The 18,116-nt window shown below is 58.2% G+C and carries 20 protein-coding genes; 17 read left to right on the forward strand and 3 right to left on the reverse strand.

Features of this window, described 5'->3' with window-relative positions; translation table 11 throughout:
- The gene (locus ASD54_RS21960; protein WP_062556914.1) at positions 1–678 is read right to left on the reverse strand and encodes an isochorismatase family protein; all 678 of its coding nucleotides are present in this window, start codon (positions 676–678) and stop codon (positions 1–3) included.
- Positions 679–913: 235 nt separating this feature from the next.
- On the opposite strand from ASD54_RS21960, the gene ASD54_RS21965 reads away from it, so the two are divergent.
- From ASD54_RS21965 to ASD54_RS21980, 4 genes are all read left to right on the forward strand, one after another.
- Entirely contained in the window at positions 914–1,450 is a 537-nt protein-coding gene (locus ASD54_RS21965; protein ID WP_062556688.1) for a carboxymuconolactone decarboxylase family protein, read from the forward strand.
- A gap of 68 nt (positions 1,451–1,518) precedes the next feature.
- On the forward strand, positions 1,519–3,138 hold the full coding sequence (locus ASD54_RS21970; protein ID WP_062556689.1) for an FAD/NAD(P)-binding protein: 1,620 nt from the start codon (positions 1,519–1,521) through the stop codon (positions 3,136–3,138).
- A gap of 45 nt (positions 3,139–3,183) precedes the next feature.
- Entirely contained in the window at positions 3,184–4,065 is an 882-nt protein-coding gene (locus tag ASD54_RS21975; RefSeq protein WP_082547330.1) for a DUF1989 domain-containing protein, read from the forward strand.
- A gap of 78 nt (positions 4,066–4,143) precedes the next feature.
- Positions 4,144–4,647 carry a hypothetical protein gene (locus ASD54_RS21980; RefSeq protein WP_062556690.1) on the forward strand — a complete coding sequence of 168 codons (504 nt, stop codon included), beginning with the start codon at positions 4,144–4,146 and terminating at the stop codon, positions 4,645–4,647.
- A 7-nt stretch (positions 4,648–4,654) separates the two neighbouring features.
- Here the strand turns inward: ASD54_RS21980 and phnF are convergent, their stop codons facing one another.
- Positions 4,655–5,392 carry a phosphonate metabolism transcriptional regulator PhnF gene (gene phnF, locus ASD54_RS21985; protein WP_062556691.1) on the reverse strand — a complete coding sequence of 246 codons (738 nt, stop codon included), beginning with the start codon at positions 5,390–5,392 and terminating at the stop codon, positions 4,655–4,657.
- Positions 5,393–5,471: 79 nt separating this feature from the next.
- Between phnF and phnG the strand changes: the two genes are divergently transcribed.
- The 13 genes from phnG to phnN all read left to right on the forward strand — a co-directional run bounded on the left by phnG (position 5,472) and on the right by phnN (position 17,032).
- On the forward strand, positions 5,472–5,942 hold the full coding sequence (gene phnG / locus ASD54_RS21990) for a phosphonate C-P lyase system protein PhnG (protein ID WP_062556692.1): 471 nt from the start codon (positions 5,472–5,474) through the stop codon (positions 5,940–5,942).
- A complete protein-coding gene (gene phnH / locus ASD54_RS21995) occupies positions 5,942–6,547 on the forward strand; it encodes a phosphonate C-P lyase system protein PhnH (RefSeq protein WP_062556693.1) in 606 nt (201 codons plus the stop codon). The genes phnG and phnH overlap by 1 nt, the downstream gene beginning before the upstream one ends.
- A 3-nt stretch (positions 6,548–6,550) precedes the next feature.
- Positions 6,551–7,645 carry a carbon-phosphorus lyase complex subunit PhnI gene (locus tag ASD54_RS22000; protein ID WP_062556694.1) on the forward strand — a complete coding sequence of 365 codons (1,095 nt, stop codon included), beginning with the start codon at positions 6,551–6,553 and terminating at the stop codon, positions 7,643–7,645.
- The gene (locus ASD54_RS22005) at positions 7,642–8,523 is read left to right on the forward strand and encodes an alpha-D-ribose 1-methylphosphonate 5-phosphate C-P-lyase PhnJ (protein WP_062556695.1); all 882 of its coding nucleotides are present in this window, start codon (positions 7,642–7,644) and stop codon (positions 8,521–8,523) included. The genes ASD54_RS22000 and ASD54_RS22005 overlap by 4 nt, the downstream gene beginning before the upstream one ends.
- Positions 8,520–9,296 (forward strand): phosphonate C-P lyase system protein PhnK, encoded by a 777-nt coding sequence (gene phnK / locus ASD54_RS22010; protein ID WP_062556696.1) that lies wholly within the window; start codon positions 8,520–8,522, stop codon positions 9,294–9,296. The genes ASD54_RS22005 and phnK overlap by 4 nt, the downstream gene beginning before the upstream one ends.
- Before the next feature lie 10 nt (positions 9,297–9,306).
- Positions 9,307–10,014 (forward strand): phosphonate C-P lyase system protein PhnL, encoded by a 708-nt coding sequence (gene phnL / locus ASD54_RS22015; RefSeq protein WP_062556697.1) that lies wholly within the window; start codon positions 9,307–9,309, stop codon positions 10,012–10,014.
- Complete coding sequence (locus tag ASD54_RS22020) at positions 10,011–10,628, forward strand: DapH/DapD/GlmU-related protein (protein ID WP_062556698.1); 618 nt, start codon at positions 10,011–10,013, stop codon at positions 10,626–10,628. Before phnL ends, ASD54_RS22020 begins: the two co-directional genes overlap by 4 nt.
- 213 nt (positions 10,629–10,841) lie before the next feature.
- Positions 10,842–11,690, forward strand: coding sequence for a phosphonate ABC transporter ATP-binding protein (gene phnC, locus ASD54_RS22025; protein ID WP_062556916.1), 849 nt, complete (start codon positions 10,842–10,844; stop codon positions 11,688–11,690).
- 78 nt (positions 11,691–11,768) lie between these two features.
- The gene (phnD, locus tag ASD54_RS22030; protein ID WP_062556699.1) at positions 11,769–12,677 is read left to right on the forward strand and encodes a phosphonate ABC transporter substrate-binding protein; all 909 of its coding nucleotides are present in this window, start codon (positions 11,769–11,771) and stop codon (positions 12,675–12,677) included.
- Positions 12,678–12,750: 73 nt separating this feature from the next.
- Complete coding sequence (gene phnE, locus ASD54_RS22035) at positions 12,751–13,716, forward strand: phosphonate ABC transporter, permease protein PhnE (RefSeq protein ID WP_062556700.1); 966 nt, start codon at positions 12,751–12,753, stop codon at positions 13,714–13,716.
- Positions 13,717–13,721: 5 nt separating this feature from the next.
- Positions 13,722–15,251 carry a phosphonate ABC transporter, permease protein PhnE gene (gene phnE / locus ASD54_RS22040; protein WP_156379343.1) on the forward strand — a complete coding sequence of 510 codons (1,530 nt, stop codon included), beginning with the start codon at positions 13,722–13,724 and terminating at the stop codon, positions 15,249–15,251.
- Between the two features lie 51 nt (positions 15,252–15,302).
- The gene (locus ASD54_RS22045; RefSeq protein ID WP_062556702.1) at positions 15,303–16,439 is read left to right on the forward strand and encodes an alpha-D-ribose 1-methylphosphonate 5-triphosphate diphosphatase; all 1,137 of its coding nucleotides are present in this window, start codon (positions 15,303–15,305) and stop codon (positions 16,437–16,439) included.
- Positions 16,439–17,032 carry a phosphonate metabolism protein/1,5-bisphosphokinase (PRPP-forming) PhnN gene (gene phnN, locus ASD54_RS22050; RefSeq protein WP_062556703.1) on the forward strand — a complete coding sequence of 198 codons (594 nt, stop codon included), beginning with the start codon at positions 16,439–16,441 and terminating at the stop codon, positions 17,030–17,032. The genes ASD54_RS22045 and phnN overlap by 1 nt, the downstream gene beginning before the upstream one ends.
- On the opposite strand, the gene ASD54_RS22055 is transcribed toward phnN, so the two are convergent.
- Positions 17,019–18,059 (reverse strand): zinc-dependent alcohol dehydrogenase family protein, encoded by a 1,041-nt coding sequence (locus ASD54_RS22055; protein WP_062556704.1) that lies wholly within the window; start codon positions 18,057–18,059, stop codon positions 17,019–17,021. The genes phnN and ASD54_RS22055 overlap by 14 nt on opposite strands.
- Positions 18,060–18,116: the final 57 nt, after the last annotated feature.

Below are 18,116 nucleotides of genomic sequence, written 5' to 3' on the forward strand. Positions count from 1 at the left end.
TCAGCGCGCCTCCGGCTGATAGGCCTCGTACCAGGCAATGGCATCCGCTACCGGGATCACGTCGCCGTATTTGATCGCGATATCATAAAGGTTGGCGAAGTGCGGGCTTTCATGCTTGTCGGCCACGCATTCTTCCGGAACGATAACGCGATAGCCACGGGAAATGGAATCCACCACGCAAGCACGCACGCAGCCAGATGTTGAGCCACCCGTCAGCACCACCGTGTCGCACTGGTGCCAGACCATCAGCGATTGCAGATTGGTTTCGTGGAAAGGAGAGGCCATGCGCTTGTTGATGATGATGTCCTTGACATGATCGATCTTCAGACGCGGATCGAATTCTGCGCGACGCGAGCCAACCTTGATGTTCTGCAGAGAGTCCGGCGTATTTGTCCGGGTGCCCCACACGCCGCAGTCTTCACCGGATTCCATATAGGCCACATAAGTCCAGGTGACAGGCAAACCCTTTTCCCGCGCCAGACCGGAAAGTGTATTCACATAGTCCAGCTGCTTGGGATCAGTCTCGTAGGCCGTTACGAATTCGCCGAGGCTGGTATAGGCGCATTGCAGATCTATGTTGATCAGCATCGGCTTTTTTCCAAATCCGAACCGCTTGCGCGTAGGGTTGGCCTTGGCCTGCTCATACAGTTGACGAGCGGTGAGCGACGACAATTCCATTTGGGCCTCCTGCATTTCATGCGCCGTCCGCATCATTGCCCATTCGGGCTTATCCCCAACGGATCGGCTTTTCATTAATCCCTATTGTTATCACTTTATATCATTTGTAAAGTCCATTTTGAGTTGCTGATGTTGCGATTTTTGGGGCTGCTTCCCGTCGGTGCAATTGCCCAGGGAAACGCTTCGCTTTGCCGCCCGTTTGAGCAGGCTGGCACAGGAAGGAGGAGGGAAACGGATGACGCTTTCACCATGTCCACCACTTGGCGATGACCAGTGGCCCGAGCCGATTGAAGACTTGCGTTCAGGCTTTGCCGGGCAATTGAACGTCTACAGAACCATGGCACACAATCCCGCCCTTCTGCGGGCCTGGGCACCTCTGCGCCAACATCTGGTAAAGGACAGCGCGCTGGGGCCTCAACGCTCCGAAGTGGTCATTCTTCGCACTGGTCACCGCCTCGGTTCCCGCTACGAATGGGCGCATCACGTCAGCCGTGCACGCCAGCTGGGATTCACTGATGAGCGGATTCGCGCAATCGCCGCCATGCCCGACGGAGAGGATGGACTGATCGTGCGCGCGGTCGATGCAATATTCGACCAGCATTACATCCCTCCTGAACTCGAGCGCGAACTGGCGCACACAATAGGTCAGGAGGCGGTTTTCGATCTGATTGCGACAGTCGGCTTCTACAGCGTGCTGGGCGGCATTCTCATGACTTATGATACACCCGTAGACGATGCGATTGCAGCCGAACTCGAGCGCAACCCGATCTGACCTCACCGGAACTTCTTCCTCTTCAACGCATTCTTGAGCAACAAACCAGCTTGCTCAGGACGTGTACCGTGAAAATTGCGATTGTTGGCCTTGGACCGACTGGACTTTACACATTCTCCGAACTTGTTCACGCCGACACTCCCATGGACATCACCATCTATGACGAAGGTGAATGGGCGGGCGCTGGCACACCCTATTCGCGTCAGGGCGCCAGCCGTCTCATGCTGGCAAACATCGCCAGTATCGAGATCCCGGTTCTTAATGGGGTCAGCTATCTCGACTGGCTGAAATCCTGTCCGCCCCGAATTCTCTCCGATTTCGGAATCGAGCAGGAGGATCTGAACGAGAGACTGTTCACGCCGCGCCTGCTCATCGGTTGCTACTATCACGACCAACTCCTGACCTTGCAGCAGCATGCGGAACAGCGCGGCTATACCGTGAGGCTAAACGAGAAGACGACCATTACCGACATAGCGGAAAAGGCCGGTCGCTTCCGGATCGAAAGATCTGACGGTTGCGTAGATGAGGGTTTCGACCGGGTGATCGTCGCGACCGGGCATGATTTCGGGGAAGACAAAGCAAGCTCATCCTACTATCCCAACCCGTGGTGTGGCCTTCTCTCGGCAGATGTTCCGGCTGCTCGTATCGGCATAATGGGCACCTCGCTCAGCGCAATCGACGCCTGCTTGGCAGTGGTTGCGCAGCACGGAGAGTTCGTTGAAGGCGATCAGGGAGAACTGACCTATCGTACCGACGAACAAGATCTGAAGGTAAGCTTCATGTCGCGTAATGGCATCCTCCCCGAAGCCGACTTCTACTGTCCAATTCCGTATGTTCCGACGACAATCATGACAGAATGCTCGCTCATGGCCTGTACGTCGAAGCCGAACGTACTGGATGCCATTTTTGATCTGTTCGCCAGGGAAATCACTCTCGCCGATCCGGCCTATGCAGCACGGGTCAATCTGAGCGATCTCGATGCAGACAGCTTCCCTGAAGCCTATTTCGCGGAACGCATGGGAGGAGACGCATTTGCCTATGCGAGGAAAAATCTGGCAGAGGTAGAGCGAAACAAGGCCGCAAAGCGGACGATAGAATGGCGATACGCCATCCTGCGCATGCATGAGCAAGTTGAAAAACTGGTGCCGTTTTTCCCAGATAGCGATCTCTCACGTTTTGAACGCGGCTTGAAACGCGTCTTCAGCGACAATTATGCCGCGGTTCCTGCGACCTCGATCCGGCGCCTGCTTGCCCTGAGGGAAGCGAATGTTCTTGATGTTGTGACTTTGGATGATGATTACGAGTTGATCCGATCGCAGACGACGACAACAATTCGTTCTGGCGAAGACTCTCATGTGTTCAATGTCTTTATCGACGCACGAGGACAGAAAGCGCTGCGGACGGAGGACTTCAAGTTTCCAAGCCTGCGAAAAATCCTGGTCGAAGATGGTCAGGACATTCCGGAGGTCGATGACCGGTTTGCTCTGATCTCGCCGTCGTCACTGCGAAAGCGCGTCTATCTGGCAGCCCTTCCCTACTTGATGCATGACCGGCCTTTCGTTCAAGGCATTGTGTCTTCGGCAGAAATCGGCGCAAAGGTCGCCCAGGACATTGTCTCTAACCTTGACGGTGTGCAGATCGAGGATGGACGAGAAGTTGCCTTGCAGGAAGATGTGATAGCTGCCTAATGTATCCTCAAACGTCCGTGCTGCGCCGTACGACCGCGCATCCCCATGACCAAGAGGAAGACATTCGTGAAGCCAAAGGCAGCCCACCCAGCGCCAACCGACGCACTCCAGCGCAAATCGGTCAAACCGGTCGTCTGCTATCCGACAGATACGCTTCCCCGCCCGAATATAAGCGCCTACCAGGCACTCCGCGGTGACCTCGAACTCATTGAAACGGTTGTCATCCCCCCGCGTGAGGCCCGGACGTGGGAAGTTCCGGCCGGTCACTTCTGCCGCATGCTATGCACGGAAGGGCCGCAGGTTGGCGATCTGAACCTTTTCAATCTGCATGATCTTTCCGAGCGATTCTATAGCGGGAAGACACGCGCTCTGAACGGCACGCATGTCGGCGTCGGCGATCAGCTTTTCTCAAGCTTCCCCTATCTGCGGCCGATCGCAACCATTACCTACGATACGCTGGACTGGTATGGCTTCGATGAATTCGGCGGTTCCGTGCATGATGTGATCGGAACGCGTTGCGACCCTTATACACATAATCTGCTCAGCCACGGCGGGCAGTATCACCACTGCTGCCATTCCAACCTGACGCGTGCTCTGGCGCAGAAAACCGGCCTTACCCTGCCGGAGGCGGAACCCCACGTCCATGACGTTCTGAACGTTTTCATGTGCACCGGCTTCACCCGCGATACGGGCCAGTATTTCATGAAGGCGAGCCCGGTTCGTCCGGGAGACTATCTGGAATTTTTCGCAGAGATCGATCTTCTCGGATGCATGTCAGCCTGTCCCGGAGGCGATTGCTCGTCTGAACATTCGTCGGATACTGCCGCCTGCTACCCGATGATCGTTGAAATCTACCGCCCACGCGAGGCACCAGCCGGATGGAAGAGTCCGGCCGTCAACGGTTATGACCGCAGCCACGGCGCATGATGTGATTTTCACGTATCCTGCTGAAGGATGCCATGATAGGAGCGGCTCGCTTCTAGAACAAAACGGGCCGCTTGGACTATGACACCTGCCTTCTACGCCGATTACATCGCAGACCTTCAATCTTTGCTGGGGCAAGTCGATGTTTCAGCGGATGATTTGCAGACATTTGATGTGCACATCGAACTGGCGGCTGCTGGAAGCCTGATCGTTTATGAAAGTAAGCGGCGCAAAGGTTTGACGGACAGCCTGTTTTACGGTCGCCCCAAGGGCAGCGCTTCGAACCAGAAGATTTCGAAGGAAACGGCCTTCAATGCAGTGAGCCGCTTTTTCTCGCTTGGCCAGTTTCTGGCGCTGACGGACAAAGCCTCGGATACACTTCGACTCAGTGACGAGTTTCCGCACTGCGCTGTCAGAATTGCCTATCGCAAGAAGGGCAGTCCCAAGGCTCAATCCATGGTCATGGTATTCATCGGCTTCAACGACGAAGCTGATGCACTGGCCTATGCAAAGTCCATCGATGCGCCGGAAATGCTGATCGCTGACCGTCCCTACAAGGGCAAGCGCGCCTATGAGTGGAAGTAAGCGCGCTTCAAAACCGGATGCTGAACTGCACCCGATCCGCCGGAAAACGGGTGATGGAATACTGGATCGGCTGATCGGCGAGATCCGTGTTCAGGGATCGGGTCACCAGCATGATGGCGCCCGGCGTAAGCCCCAGAATATCGAGATCCTCCTGATCGGCATGGACGGCGGAAACCTCGGTCGATTTGCGTAGATAATCTGTCACGCCAAAATCCAGAAATGCTTTGGTTATCGACTGTTTGCGCCTGAAAGCTTCAGCAAAGCCAGCGAAACGCTGACCTGGAAGCCACGTGACGGAGCGGCCCACCGCCTGGCCGTCAGCGCTACGACGCGTTTCCAGCCGGCAAACATCCGCACCGACCGATAAGCCGAGATAGGTCGCCACTTCGGCATCCGCTTGTTCCATGCATTCCCGCAGGAGCTCGCCGCTGAATTGCTGTGCCTGATCCGCCAGACCCGCCGTGAAGCGCGTGCGCGGACTGATGGGGAAATCGAAGCGGTCTTTGCGGGCAATGCGGGTGCCCTTCCCCTTTTCCACCAGCAACAAGCCCTCGTCTGATAGCGCCGCAATCGCTGCGCGGACGGTGTGGCGGTTGACGCCAAATTCCGTCGCCAATTGCATTTCAGACGGCAAAGTGCCCGCCTGGTCGTAAAGGCCTGCAGAGACGTTCGCGCGAATACGATCCGCGATCTGCCGCCAGATGGCGACCCCCTTCTGACGCTGCAACATGCCTACCCCTGTCATATGCGTGTCACGCACAGGTTCTAAAACTCTCATCAGTTGTCTAGATGTCTAGATAACTAGACAAGTGGAGTCAAGCGCTGTGATCGAAACCGCAGAAACTCATTCCTTCGGACCGTTGGAAGCCAAGCGCGCTCTGGCGCTGCTGGCCCGCGCCGACCATCAGACTTTGAAGCAAGTCTGGGACAGTCTTCCGGCAAGGCCGCATTTTCGCAAAATCCGTGGCCCTGAAGTTGGGCTGGTCATGGTCAAGGGTCGCATTGGCGGCGGTGGCGACCCGTTCAATCTGGGCGAGGCAAGCGTTTGCCGCGCCTCGATCGAGACGGATGCAGGCATGGTTGGCCACAGCTATCGCCTGGGCACCGATAAGGCTGCCGCTGAGCTGGGTGCTGTTCTGCATGCTCTTTGGCAAAGCGACGATTACCGCCAGCACATCGAGAGCACGCTTCTGAGCCCGATCGAACAGCGTGCTGAAGCGGAAGCCCGCACCCGCAGCCAGCAAACGGTGGCCACGAAGGTCGATTTCTTTACAATGGTGAGAGGCGAAGACTGATGGTCGCAACAGCAACTCTTCTTCCCGGATTTGCAGATCCGGTTTTCGACGCCCAAAGCAGTTTTCGCGCAGCCATGGATGCACTGGCGCGTCCCAGTACCGTCCAGCAAATAGGCTGCACGCTGACCCCGCCGAAAGGCCTCAGCGCCGCGTCTGCAGCCCTGATGCTGACGCTCTGCGATTATGATACGCCGGTCTATCTGTCTGCAGCACTGGCTCAAGGTGCCGTTCCCGGCTGGCTCGGCTTTCATGCCGGAGCCAAGGTCACGAGTGACAAATCCACCTCCGCCTTCGCCTTCTTCGACAAGAGCAGCCCCCTGCCTGCGTTCAGCCAGTTTTCTCAGGGCACGCAGGATTATCCCGACCGCTCTACGACGATTGTTCTCGAAGTTGCCAGCCTCGAGGGTGGCGCACGGCTTTCGCTCTCCGGCCCCGGCATCAAGGGCGCGAACGAGATTTCGCCGGTCGGACTGCCTGCCACTTTTCTCGATCAATGGCGCGCCAACCGCGCGCTGTTTCCACGCGGCATTGACCTGATCCTGACCTGCGGCAACCGTCTGATCGGCCTGCCACGTACGGTCACGATCAAGGCTCTGGAGGTCTGAACCATGTATGTTGCCGTTAAAGGTGGGGAAACCGCCATCGCCAACGCCCATCAACTTCTGGCCGACCGCCGCCGGGGCAATCGCGATCTTCCAGCCATCACCATCGAGCAGATTGCCGAGCAGCTGGCGCTCTCGGTCGATCGCGTCATGGCGGAAGCATCGCTCTATGACCGTTCACTTGCAGCATTGGCTGTGAAGCAATCCCGAGGCGACCTGATCGAGGCAATCTTTCTGCTGCGGGCCTATCGCACCACGCTGCCGCGCTTCGGTACATCAGAGCCGATCAATACCGCCAGGATGCAGATCGAGCGGCGCGTTTCCGCCACCTACAAGGATCTGCCGGGCGGCCAGCTTTTGGGGCCAACTTTTGACTATACGCACCGTCTGCTGGACCCTGATCTGCTTCACGATACGCCCGTTGAAGCGCCCGTTGGCAGGTCCGACGCGGATGAGCCGGTCATGCGTGTCAGTGAAATTCTGGCGGGCGAAGGTCTGATCGAAGCGGATGGCGAGCTTCCATCAGAGCACATCGCCGGTGACCTGACCCGCGAGCCGATGGAGTTTCCGATGCCGCGCGACTTGCGCCTTCAGGCACTGGCACGCGGTGACGAGGGCTTTCTGCTGGCTCTGGGTTATTCCACACAGCGCGGTTATGGCCGCACGCATCCCTTCGTCGGGGAAATCCGCATCGGTCTGGTGGAGGTTGAACTGGATGTGCCGGAACTGGGCTTTGCCGTTTCTCTCGGTGAAATCCGCGTGACGGAATGCCAGATGGTGAACCAGTTCAAGGGTTCCGCCAAGGCACCGCCGCAGTTCACCCGCGGCTATGGCCTCGTCTTCGGCCAGAGCGAACGCAAGGCCATGTCCATGTCGCTAGTGGATCGGGCGCTCAGAACGCAAGAGTTTGGCGAAGATGTTATTGCCCCGGCGCAGGACGAGGAATTTGTCATTTCCCACTGCGACAACGTGCAGGCAACCGGCTTCGTGGAGCACCTGAAACTGCCGCATTACGTGGATTTCCAGGCCGAACTGGATCTTGTGCGCCGTATGCGCACCAAGCACGCCCAATCTCAGCATCATCAGGAGGCCGCCGAATGACTGCGCTGGCAGACTATAACTTTGCCTATCTGGATGAGCAGACCAAGCGGATGATCCGTCGGGCCATCCTGAAGGCCATTGCCATTCCCGGCTATCAGGTGCCGTTCGCAAGCCGCGAAATGCCCATGCCCTACGGCTGGGGAACCGGCGGCGTGCAGGTGACCGCCGCCATTCTGGGGCCGCATGATGTGCTCAAAGTCATCGATCAGGGCGCTGACGACACCACGAACGCCGTCTCCATTCGCGCCTTCTTCCAGAAGGTCGCCAATGTTGCGGTGACCACGAAAACGTCGGAAGCAACGATCATCCAGACCCGCCACCGCATTCCGGAAGAAACCCTCGGCGAGAGCCAGGTGCTGGTCTATCAGGTGCCGATCCCCGAACCCTTGCGATTTCTCGAGCCGCGCGAAACCGAAACACGGCAGATGCATGCGCTGGAAGAATACGGCCTGATGCACGTCAAGCTGTATGAAGATATCGCCCGCCATGGACGGATCGCCACGACCTATGCTTATCCGGTGAAGGTTGCCGGACGCTATGTCATGGACCCCTCGCCGACGCCGAAATTCGATAATCCGAAGATGAACCAGTCGGCAGCCCTTCAGTTGTTCGGTGCCGGACGCGAAAAGCGCATCTATGCCGTACCGCCCTATACCGATGTCGTGAGCCTCGATTTCGAGGATCACCCCTTCGAGGTGCAGACCTTCGAAAAGCCCTGTGCGCTGTGCGGTGCGCGCCACGTCTATCTCGATGAGGTGGTTCTGGATGACAGGGGCGGCCGCATGTTCGTCTGCTCCGACACCGATTTTTGCGAAACCCGCCGGGCAGAAGGCCATCGTGGCGAGATGCTGGCCGAAATGAAGGAGGCAGCGGAATGAGCGATCAACCTCTTCTGAATGTGCGTGGCGTTTCCAAATTCTACGGAAGCCGCATCGGCTGCACGGATGTGAGCTTCGATCTCTGGCCCGGCGAAGTGCTCGCCATTGTCGGAGAATCCGGTTCCGGCAAGACAACACTGCTGAATTGCCTCGCAACGCGATTGATGCCGACGACCGGCTGCGTGCAGTATCGCATGCGGGACGGCAATCTGCGCGATCTCTACCAGATGAGCGATGCCGAGCGCCGCTTTCTGATGCGAACGGACTGGGGCTTCGTACACCAGAACCCGGCAGATGGTCTGCGGATGACGGTGTCCGCCGGTGCCAATGTGGGCGAACGGCTGATGGCTGTCGGCAATCGTCATTACGGCAATATCCGCAGCACGGCGACCGACTGGCTGGAACGGGTCGAAATCGCACAAGACCGCATAGACGACCAGCCGCGTGCCTTTTCCGGCGGCATGCGCCAGCGGTTGCAGATCGCCCGCAACCTCGTGACCTCGCCACGTCTCGTCTTCATGGATGAGCCGACCGGCGGTCTGGACGTATCGGTGCAGGCGCGTTTGCTCGATCTGGTGCGGGGGCTGGTCAGCGATCTTGGTCTAGCCGTCATTGTCGTGACGCATGATCTGGCCGTAGCCCGTCTTCTGTCCCATCGCATGATGGTGATGAAGGGTGGACGAGTGATCGAGCAGGGCCTGACGGACCGTGTGCTGGATGACCCGCGCGAACCCTACACCCAGCTTCTCGTATCTTCGATCCTTCAGGTTTAGGAGCTTTGTCGTGACCACTCCCCTCATCGTCTCCGACGTTTCGAAAAGCTTCACCATGCATCTGCGTGGCGGCTTGCGCCTGCCGGTCGTTTCCGATGTCAGTTTCTCGCTGGCGGCAGGTGAATGCGTCGTACTGGGCGGCCCGTCCGGTATTGGCAAAAGCTCGATCCTCAAAATGCTCTACGGCAACTATGCGGTCGATACAGGCCAGATCCTCGTTCGCAACGGGGAGCAGATCATCGATCTGGCCTCTGCCGAACCGCGTGTGGTGCTGCAAACCCGCCGGGATGTACTGGGCTATGTCAGCCAGTTTCTGCGCACGGTTCCCCGTGTCTCCGCTCTTGATGTGGTGGCTGAACCGCTGGTTGCGTGTGGCACATCTGTGTCGGAAGCCCGCGAACGGGCGGAAGCTTTGCTCGCTCGCCTGAACCTGCCAAAGGATCTTTGGCAGCTGCCACCTGCCACCTTTTCCGGCGGGGAGCAGCAGCGTGTCAACATAGCCCGCGGCTTCATTACAGATCATCGGGTTCTGCTTCTGGATGAGCCGACGGCTTCGCTGGATGCCGCCAATCGCGCCATCGTGGTGGATATGATCCGCGCCAAGAAGGATCAGGGTGTCGCGCTGCTCGGCATCTTCCATGATGAGGAAGTGCGTGAAGCCGTCGCAGACCGCATTCTGGATGTCTCACAATTTTCGCCCCGAAAGGTCGCCGCATGAGCCGCGTATTGAGCGAAGCGCCAAGCATTCATGAGACGGCGAAAGTCGAAAACACGACTTTCGGTCGCTATACAGAAGTAGCCGAGTTCTGCCGCATTCGCGACTGCGCGATTGGCGACTATTCCTACATCATGGAGCACGGCCATCTCTGGAATGTGGAGATCGGCAAGTTCTCCAATATCGCCGCCTTCGTACGCATGAATGCCACGCATCACCCCATGGAGCGGGCTACACTCCACCACTTCACCTATCGCGCCGGCAACTACTGGCCGGGACAGGCTGAGGATGAAGAAGATTTCTTCGCTGCGCGCCGCGCTAACCGGGTGGTGATTGGCCACGACACCTGGATCGGTCACGGTGCAACGCTGCTGGCTGGCGTGAAAATTGGCAATGGTGCCGTGGTTGGCGCAGGCGCGGTCATTTCGAAAGACGTGGCCCCCTATACCGTGGTCGGCGGCGTGCCCGCAAAGCTGATCCGCGAGCGCTTTCCGGCTGACGTAGCGGAGCGGATGGAGCGCCTTGCCTGGTGGGACTGGAGCCATGACCGCTTGTTCGAAGCTTTGCACGATTTCCGCAGTCTGGATGCTGACGCATTCCTGCAAAAATACGCATGAAAGCAAGTAAAATCTGCGCGTTAGCAGATTTTACATTTCTTACACAAAACGGACATCGGCACTTTACATTAGCGCAGTATGGCTTGGCTCGAGATCACCGGATGGTGCGAGCTGAGCAGGGGAATGAGCGAGGCAACGGCTCGAATTCCCCGAAAACCGGTTCCCGCTTTTCGATCCGTTACTCTGGCGTCAATGAAGGACGAAGGACAAACCATGCGCTTTCAGCTGGAAAACCTGACACGAAAATTCGGCACCAATACCGCCGTGGACAGGGTTAGCCTGGATATCCCATCGGGCCAGATGGTCGGCATCATCGGGCGTTCGGGGGCTGGCAAATCCACCTTGCTGCGCATGATCAACCGATTGGTCGATCCTTCCGAGGGCAGCATCCGCTTCGGCGAAATGGAAGTATCCACGTTGACAGGTCCAGCACTACGGCGCTGGCATCGCGACTGCGCCATGATCTTCCAGCAGTTCAATCTGGTGCCGCGTCTGGATGTTCTGACGAATGTGTTGCTGGGTCGACTGAACCATCGCTCCACCGCGCTCAGCGTGCTTGGCCTTTTTACCCGTGAAGAGCGATTGATGGCAATTGCGGCGCTTGAGCGGTTGGGGATAGAACAGACCGCACTGCAGCCGGCAGGCACACTTTCCGGCGGCCAGCAGCAACGCGTTGCCATTGCCCGCGCCCTGATGCAGGCACCGAAAATGGTTCTGGCCGATGAGCCGATCGCCTCACTCGATCCGCTGAATGCCAAGATCGTGATGGATGCCCTGCGCGAAATCAACGAACGCGAAGGCATTACTGTCATTACCAACCTCCACACGCTGGATACGGCGCGCAACTACTGCGAACGCATCATTGGCATGGCAAAGGGCAAGGTCGTGTTTGACGGCACACCGAACGAACTGGATGCCGATGCCGTACGCCGCATCTATGGCTCCGAACAGGGCGGCATCGACGAGGCCATGACCTCGACCTCCATCTCTCTTCCCGGTGCTGCAAGCAGCAGCACGAAGACATCTGCGGGGCAGATACGCTGGGCCACGGGCACTGCGTAATCCGCAACGATCGAAGGCCCGCGTCAAGGGCAAGTGCTTTCACATCCCACCAATCCATCCGTTACAGGGGATCGAACCATGTTGAAGAAAACCCTCCTTGCCGCCGCAGCGCTTCTTTCGCTGGTGGGTGGTGCATCTGCCGCAGACATGAAGGAATTCCGCATTGGCCTCATCGGCGGCGAGAATGAAGCAGACCGCCTGCGCAACAACCAGTGCCTTGTCGATCACCTGAAGAAGGAATTCGGTTTCGAGAAGGTCTCGCTCTTCCCGGCAGCGGACTATGACGGCGTCATCCAAGGCCTGCTTGGCGGTACGCTGGACTACGCAGAGCTTGGTGCTGCTGGCTATGCCAAGGCCTATCTCGCAGATCCGAAGGCCGTGGAGCCAATCTTCACGACGGTTCAGACCGATGGTGCCATGGGCTATTACTCGATCATGGTTGCTCGCAAGGATAGCGGCATGACCAAGGTCACCGACATCAAGGGCAAGAAGCTGGGCTTTGCCGATCCGGACTCCACCTCCGGCTACCTGATCCCGACCGTCACACTGCCTGCTGCCATCGGCAACGTCCCCGTGAAGCAGTATGTGGGTTCCACCGGCTTTGGCGGCGGTCATGAAAACCTAGTTCTCGAAGTGCTGAAAGGCAATTTCGATGCCGGCACGACTTTTGGTTCTGGCGTTGGCAATTTCAAGGACGGCTACACTTCCGGCAACCTGCGCAAAATGGTGGAAAAGGGCATCCTGAACATGGATGACCTCGTCGAGCTCTGGAAGTCGCCGCTGATCCCGAATGGCCCGATCGTTGTTCGCAGCTCGATCACGCCGGACATGAAGAAGAAGATCACTGCCTTCATGATGGACCTGCCGAAGAAGGACGCAGCCTGCTTCTCCGCCATCCAGGGCGGGGCGTTCAAGGGCTATGCCGAAGTAAACGTCGACTTCTACAAGCCGATCATCGACGCCCGCAAAGCCACCATCGGCGGCTGATCAGCCAGCCAACCAGGCGGCGGCCTCGCTGGTCGAGGCCGCCGTTCCCTTTTCGCGCAAGATGAGCCAGATCATGAACAGCAGCAAAATGTCCGGTCCTGTGCTTTCCCAAAGCGGTCAGCTCGTCGAGCAGCATTGGCGCGAGCTGAACGGCCGCCGCCGGACCTATACGGTACTCGGCAGCCTTGCCCTGTTGCTCGCTCTTTCGGGTTCGCTCTGGTATGCCAACGATGCCAATTCCGGCAAATTCTTTGATCGTCTTCCGCATCTGTTCGATTTTCTGCAGGTCTTCGTTCCTCGCGACGGTATGGAAATCTTCCGCGCCATGTTCGACCTGCCCTCCCCTTACGATGACGGAAGTCTGAAATACGACTATCCCGATGGCCGTCACTACCTGACCGACAGCTTTTATATTCCGGAATATTTCTACCGCATGCTGGAGACGGTCAACATTGCCATCTTCTCCACCATCATCGGCGCACTGGGCGGCTTCTGCCTCTGCTTTCTCGCTGCACGCAACATGACGCCAAGTCGCTGGCTGCGTTGGCCGGTACGCCGTTTCATGGAGGTTCTGCGTGCATTTCCGGAAGTCGTTATTGCCGGTTTCATTCTGGCGATCTTCTCCATCGGCCCCATTCCGGGCATCGTCGCCATCTCCGTCCACACGATCGGTGCCCTGGGCAAGCTGTTCTTCGAAGTCGTCGAAAACGCTGACATGAAGCCGGATGAGGGTCTGCGTGCCGTCGGCGGCAGCTGGCTTGAGCGGCTGTGGTTTGGCATGGTTCCGCAGGTGATGCCGAACTTTTCCAGCTACATTCTTCTTCGCCTCGAGATCAACGTGCGCGCCTCCACCATCATCGGCGCTGTCGGTGGCGGTGGTATCGGTGAGGCTCTGCGACTTTCGATCAGCCGGGGCGATGCGGCGAAAACCATCGCCATGATCATTCTTCTTCTCCTCACGGTGATTGCTGTGGACCAGTTTTCCGCCTGGCTGCGCAAGAAGCTGGTGGGCGAGCAATCTTTCCAGATGAGTGCGTGACCGCCATGACCCTGCTTTCGACACCCGAATACGAACGTCTGGCGGCCCGCCACGAGCACCTTCTGACGCAGAGCAGCTGGAAGACCTATCGTGCGCCGCTGCTTGCCACGGGCCTGATTGTCTACTTCATGTTCTGCTGGTGGTTTTTCTCCATCGGCAAGGTTCTGGGAAGTGCCAACTACAGCATTGCGGGCAATTATCTCGCGGACTGGGTTTCCTACGAAATCCGCCCGGAGCTCAACATAGATCGTGATGGTGCCATCACCATCTCCTATTCGCGGTTCGATCCCATCGGGCCGAACCCGAACCCGGACTGGATAAAGTCCGAAACTGCAACCGTGACCCGACAGCCCGTTGCGAGTGCGCAGCCGGAGGCTCCTTCCGCATCAGCCCCCGCACCTGCACCTGCACCGGCGGTACCTGCCTTCAACTTCATGGCAAACGCGCCGAAGGCCGAAGCAGCAACTAGCACCACGACCATCGCGAAAGCTCCGGTCACGGAAACAGCCATCGTCAAGTCCAGCATCGACCTTGGTCGCAGTGCCAAGATCGTGGTGGATCATCAGACTGTCATTCTCACGCGCGGCAGCGAAACCGTAGAACTGAGGCTGGATAATGCCGCTGGCACAGTGACAGCGCAGGCACTGCTTCCGACATGGGTAGAGCAGCGGATGGCCGGTGGTCGCGCCTATGCCTATTTCGGTTTCGCTGGCTGGGCGGAAGTGTCTGCAGACCGTGTGCGTATTCACAACCGCTTCTTTGGCTGGGCGAACTTTTTCTTCGACATCAATTCCGCCTTCTTCGGTAAGTCTCCCGGTGAGATCCTTACCCTTGTGACAAGCGGCCCGCGCATTGATGCGAGCCAAAGCAACCTTTCGCTCGCCTGGAACGATATTCTCTATAACCCGTCCTGGCAGCATCTGGACGTGTGGAGCAAGCTGCTTCAAACCCTGGTCATGGCTTTTGTCGGCACGGTGCTGGCCACGCTGCTTTCCTTCCCGCTTGCCTTCATCGCTGCCCGAAATATTACCCGCAACCGACCGTTGAACCAGTTCACCAAGCGGCTGTTCGACTTCCTGAGGTCGGTGGACATGCTGATCTGGGCGCTGTTCTTCACCCGCGCCTTCGGTCCCGGACCTCTGGCCGGTATCTCGGCCATTTTCTTCACCGATACGGGCACGCTCGGGAAACTCTATGCCGAGGCGCTGGAGAACCTGGATGACAAGCAGCGCGAGGGCGTGAAGTCGGTTGGTGCCTCACCGCTCGCCATCCAGCGTTATGGTGTCGTGCCGCAGGTTCTGCCGATCTTTGCATCGCAAGCGCTGTATTTCTGGGAGTCGAACACACGCTCGGCCACCATCATCGGCGCTGTCGGCGCAGGCGGGATCGGTTTGAAACTCTGGGAGGCCATGCGCACGAACTCCAACTGGGAGAACGTTTGCTACATGGTGCTTCTCATCCTCCTCGTCGTTTTCATCTTCGATGGCATCTCGAACGCGCTGCGATCCCGGCTCATCGGCACGGCACGCCATTAAGCGAGCCACACGCAATCACCCTGCGCAAGCAGCCCATGCAAGGTCAAATTCATGTCTGAAACCGTTTTCACCAACGCCCGTATCGTTCTCGAAGATCGCGTCCTGAACGGCTCTCTTCGCGTCCGGGATGGGAAAATCCTTGAAATCGACGACCAGCCAAGCCAGATCGGGGAAGATCTGGAAGGTGACTATCTGATCCCCGGCCTAGTGGAGCTGCACACGGACCATCTTGAAACGCATTATTCGCCCCGTCCCGGCGTTCGCTGGCATACGACGTCAGCCATTCAGGCGCATGATGCGCAGGTGGTGACATCCGGAATTACGACCGTGTTCGACTGCCTGCGCATGGGCTCCGATGAAGACGGCGGCTTCGAGCAGGGCGAAATGCGCGAGCTCGCAACAGCCATTCAGCAGGCCCAGAAAGATGAGCGCCTGCGCGCCGACCATCTGTTTCACCTGCGTTGCGAGGTATCCTCCAACAATGTTCTGGAGCACTTCGCAGATTTTGCAGAAGACGATTTCGTGCGCCTCGTCTCGCTGATGGATCACGCGCCCGGACAGCGCCAGTTCCAGTCAATGGATCAATACATCCTCTATTACAAATCAAAGCGCGGTCTGACCGATGCGGAGTTTGCGGAGTTTGTGGCGCGACGGGTTGCTCTGTCAGAGCGTTACGCAGCGCCGCATCGCCTGGCACTCGTCGAACAGTGCCGTGAACGCGGCATAACCATTGCGAGCCACGACGACACGACGCTGGACCATGTGGACGAGGCAATTGAACACGGCGTACGCCTTGCGGAGTTTCCGACCAGCCTTGAGGCAGCCGAAGCATCGCACAAGGCTGGCATGAGCGTGTTGATGGGGGCACCGAACATCGTGCGCGGCAAATCCCATTCCGGCAATATTGCAGCCAAGGAATTGGCGCATCTTGGCGTACTGGACGTTCTGTCTTCCGATTACGTACCGCTCAGCCTGCTTCACGCCCCGTTCATTCTGGCCGATGAAATTGAAACGATTTCTCTGCCGCAGGCGCTTGCCATGGTAACATCTACGCCAGCACGCACGGTTGGGCTTGATGATCGCGGTCGAATTGCCGAAGGGTTGCGTTCAGACCTCGTGCGGGTTCGCAGACACGAAGGCGTACCGGTGGTGCGGTCTGTATGGCGTGAAGGAAAGCGGGTAGCCTGATGGTTTCGAGTGGCGCGAACACGGACGGCGCTTTGCTGGCAGTCGTTGGTCCAAGTGGCGTTGGCAAGGATAGCCTGATCAATGCTCTTCGAGACCGCTTGCATGCGGACGCACGCGTTCATTTCGTACGACGCGTGATCACAAGACCGGCGGATGCGGGCGGTGAAGACCATGAGGCCGTAACCGTTTCCGAGTTCGAAAGGCTCTCAGCCGCAGACGCATTTGCCGTCCATTGGCAAGCACACGGCCTGTCCTACGGAATTCTGCGCTCCGCCGCGGAAGCCTACAATGCGGGTCAGACGGTTATCGTCAACGGTTCTCGCGCCGCCCTGCCTCTATTTGCCGGATGCTTTACCAATACAATCGTGGTCAACATCACAGCCGACCCGGATGTGATCGCTCAACGGCTCGCATCTCGCGGACGAGAGGATGCCGAGCAGATTGCACAGCGCTTGAAACGAGGCTCAGATCTCTGCGTCCCCTGTCATCTGCCGGTTCACGATATCGACAACAGCCGCGATCTGGAGGCGGCTGTCGACGCATTTCTCAAACTAATTCAGCGGTTGAACCTGAGATCAGTCAAAACCGCGTAATGACACTGATACCGGTGCCCTTGGCCTGATCGAGCGTGATCAGTTCCGGAATGGCCTCTTCGAGGCTGATCCGTCTCGAAATCATCTGCTGCGGCTTGACCTTGCCCGACAGGATCATGGCCATCATCGCATCGTAGCGCCATGCCTGCATGCCATGGCTGCCGTAGATCTCCAGCTCGTGGCCGATAACCTGCGCCATGGGGATCTTCGGAGTTGCATAATCATCCACCATGAGACCAACCTGAACGTGGCGGCCTCGACGGCGGAGGTTCTTGATGGAATTGAAGCAGGTGGTTGGATGGCCCAAGGCGTCGATGGACACATGTGCGCCACCCTTGGTGATCTCACGCACCGCTTCGACAACATCCGGTACATTTGCGGCATTGATGCAGGCAACAGCGCCGCACTGGCGCGCTGCTTCCAGCTTTTCTTCCGAGAGATCGATAGCGATCGGGTTGGCACCCAGAGCCGCTGCTATCATGATGGCAGACAATCCAACACCGCCGCAGCCGTGGACGGCGACCCAGTCCCCGGGGCCGGTGCGGGCCTGATCGACAACGGCACGAAACGACGTGGCAAAGCGGCAGCCGAGGCTCGCCGCCGTTGCATCATCGACTTCTTCAGGCAGGTGTACGAGATTGGTATCGGCGTAGTCGATGCCGACGAGCTCAGCGAAGGAGCCCCAATGCGTAAAACCGGGCTGGAACTGGCTTGGGCAAACCTGCTGATTGCCGGAGTGACATTCGGAGCAATGGCCGCAACCTGAGACGAATGGCACTGTCACCCGGTCACCCACCTTGAAGCGCATGACGCCCTTGCCGGTCGCCACGACCTTACCCGCCAGCTCGTGGCCCGGAACATGCGGCAGGTTAATATCGGAGTCATGCCCCTTCCAGCCGTGCCAGTCGCTACGGCACAGACCGGTTGCCGCGACCTGCAAGACCACGCCTCCAAATGTCGGCTCCGGATCCGGCACATTACGGATTTCCGGTGTTTGCCCGAACTTTTCGAAATACATGGCCTTCATGATCGTCTCCCGTTTGAGGATCGGTTTAGCGACCAATCATGAAGGACTCAAGCATGC

Source organism: Rhizobium sp. Root149 (genome assembly GCF_001427345.1).
Lineage (GTDB): Bacteria > Pseudomonadota > Alphaproteobacteria > Rhizobiales > Rhizobiaceae > Neorhizobium > Neorhizobium rhizoryzae.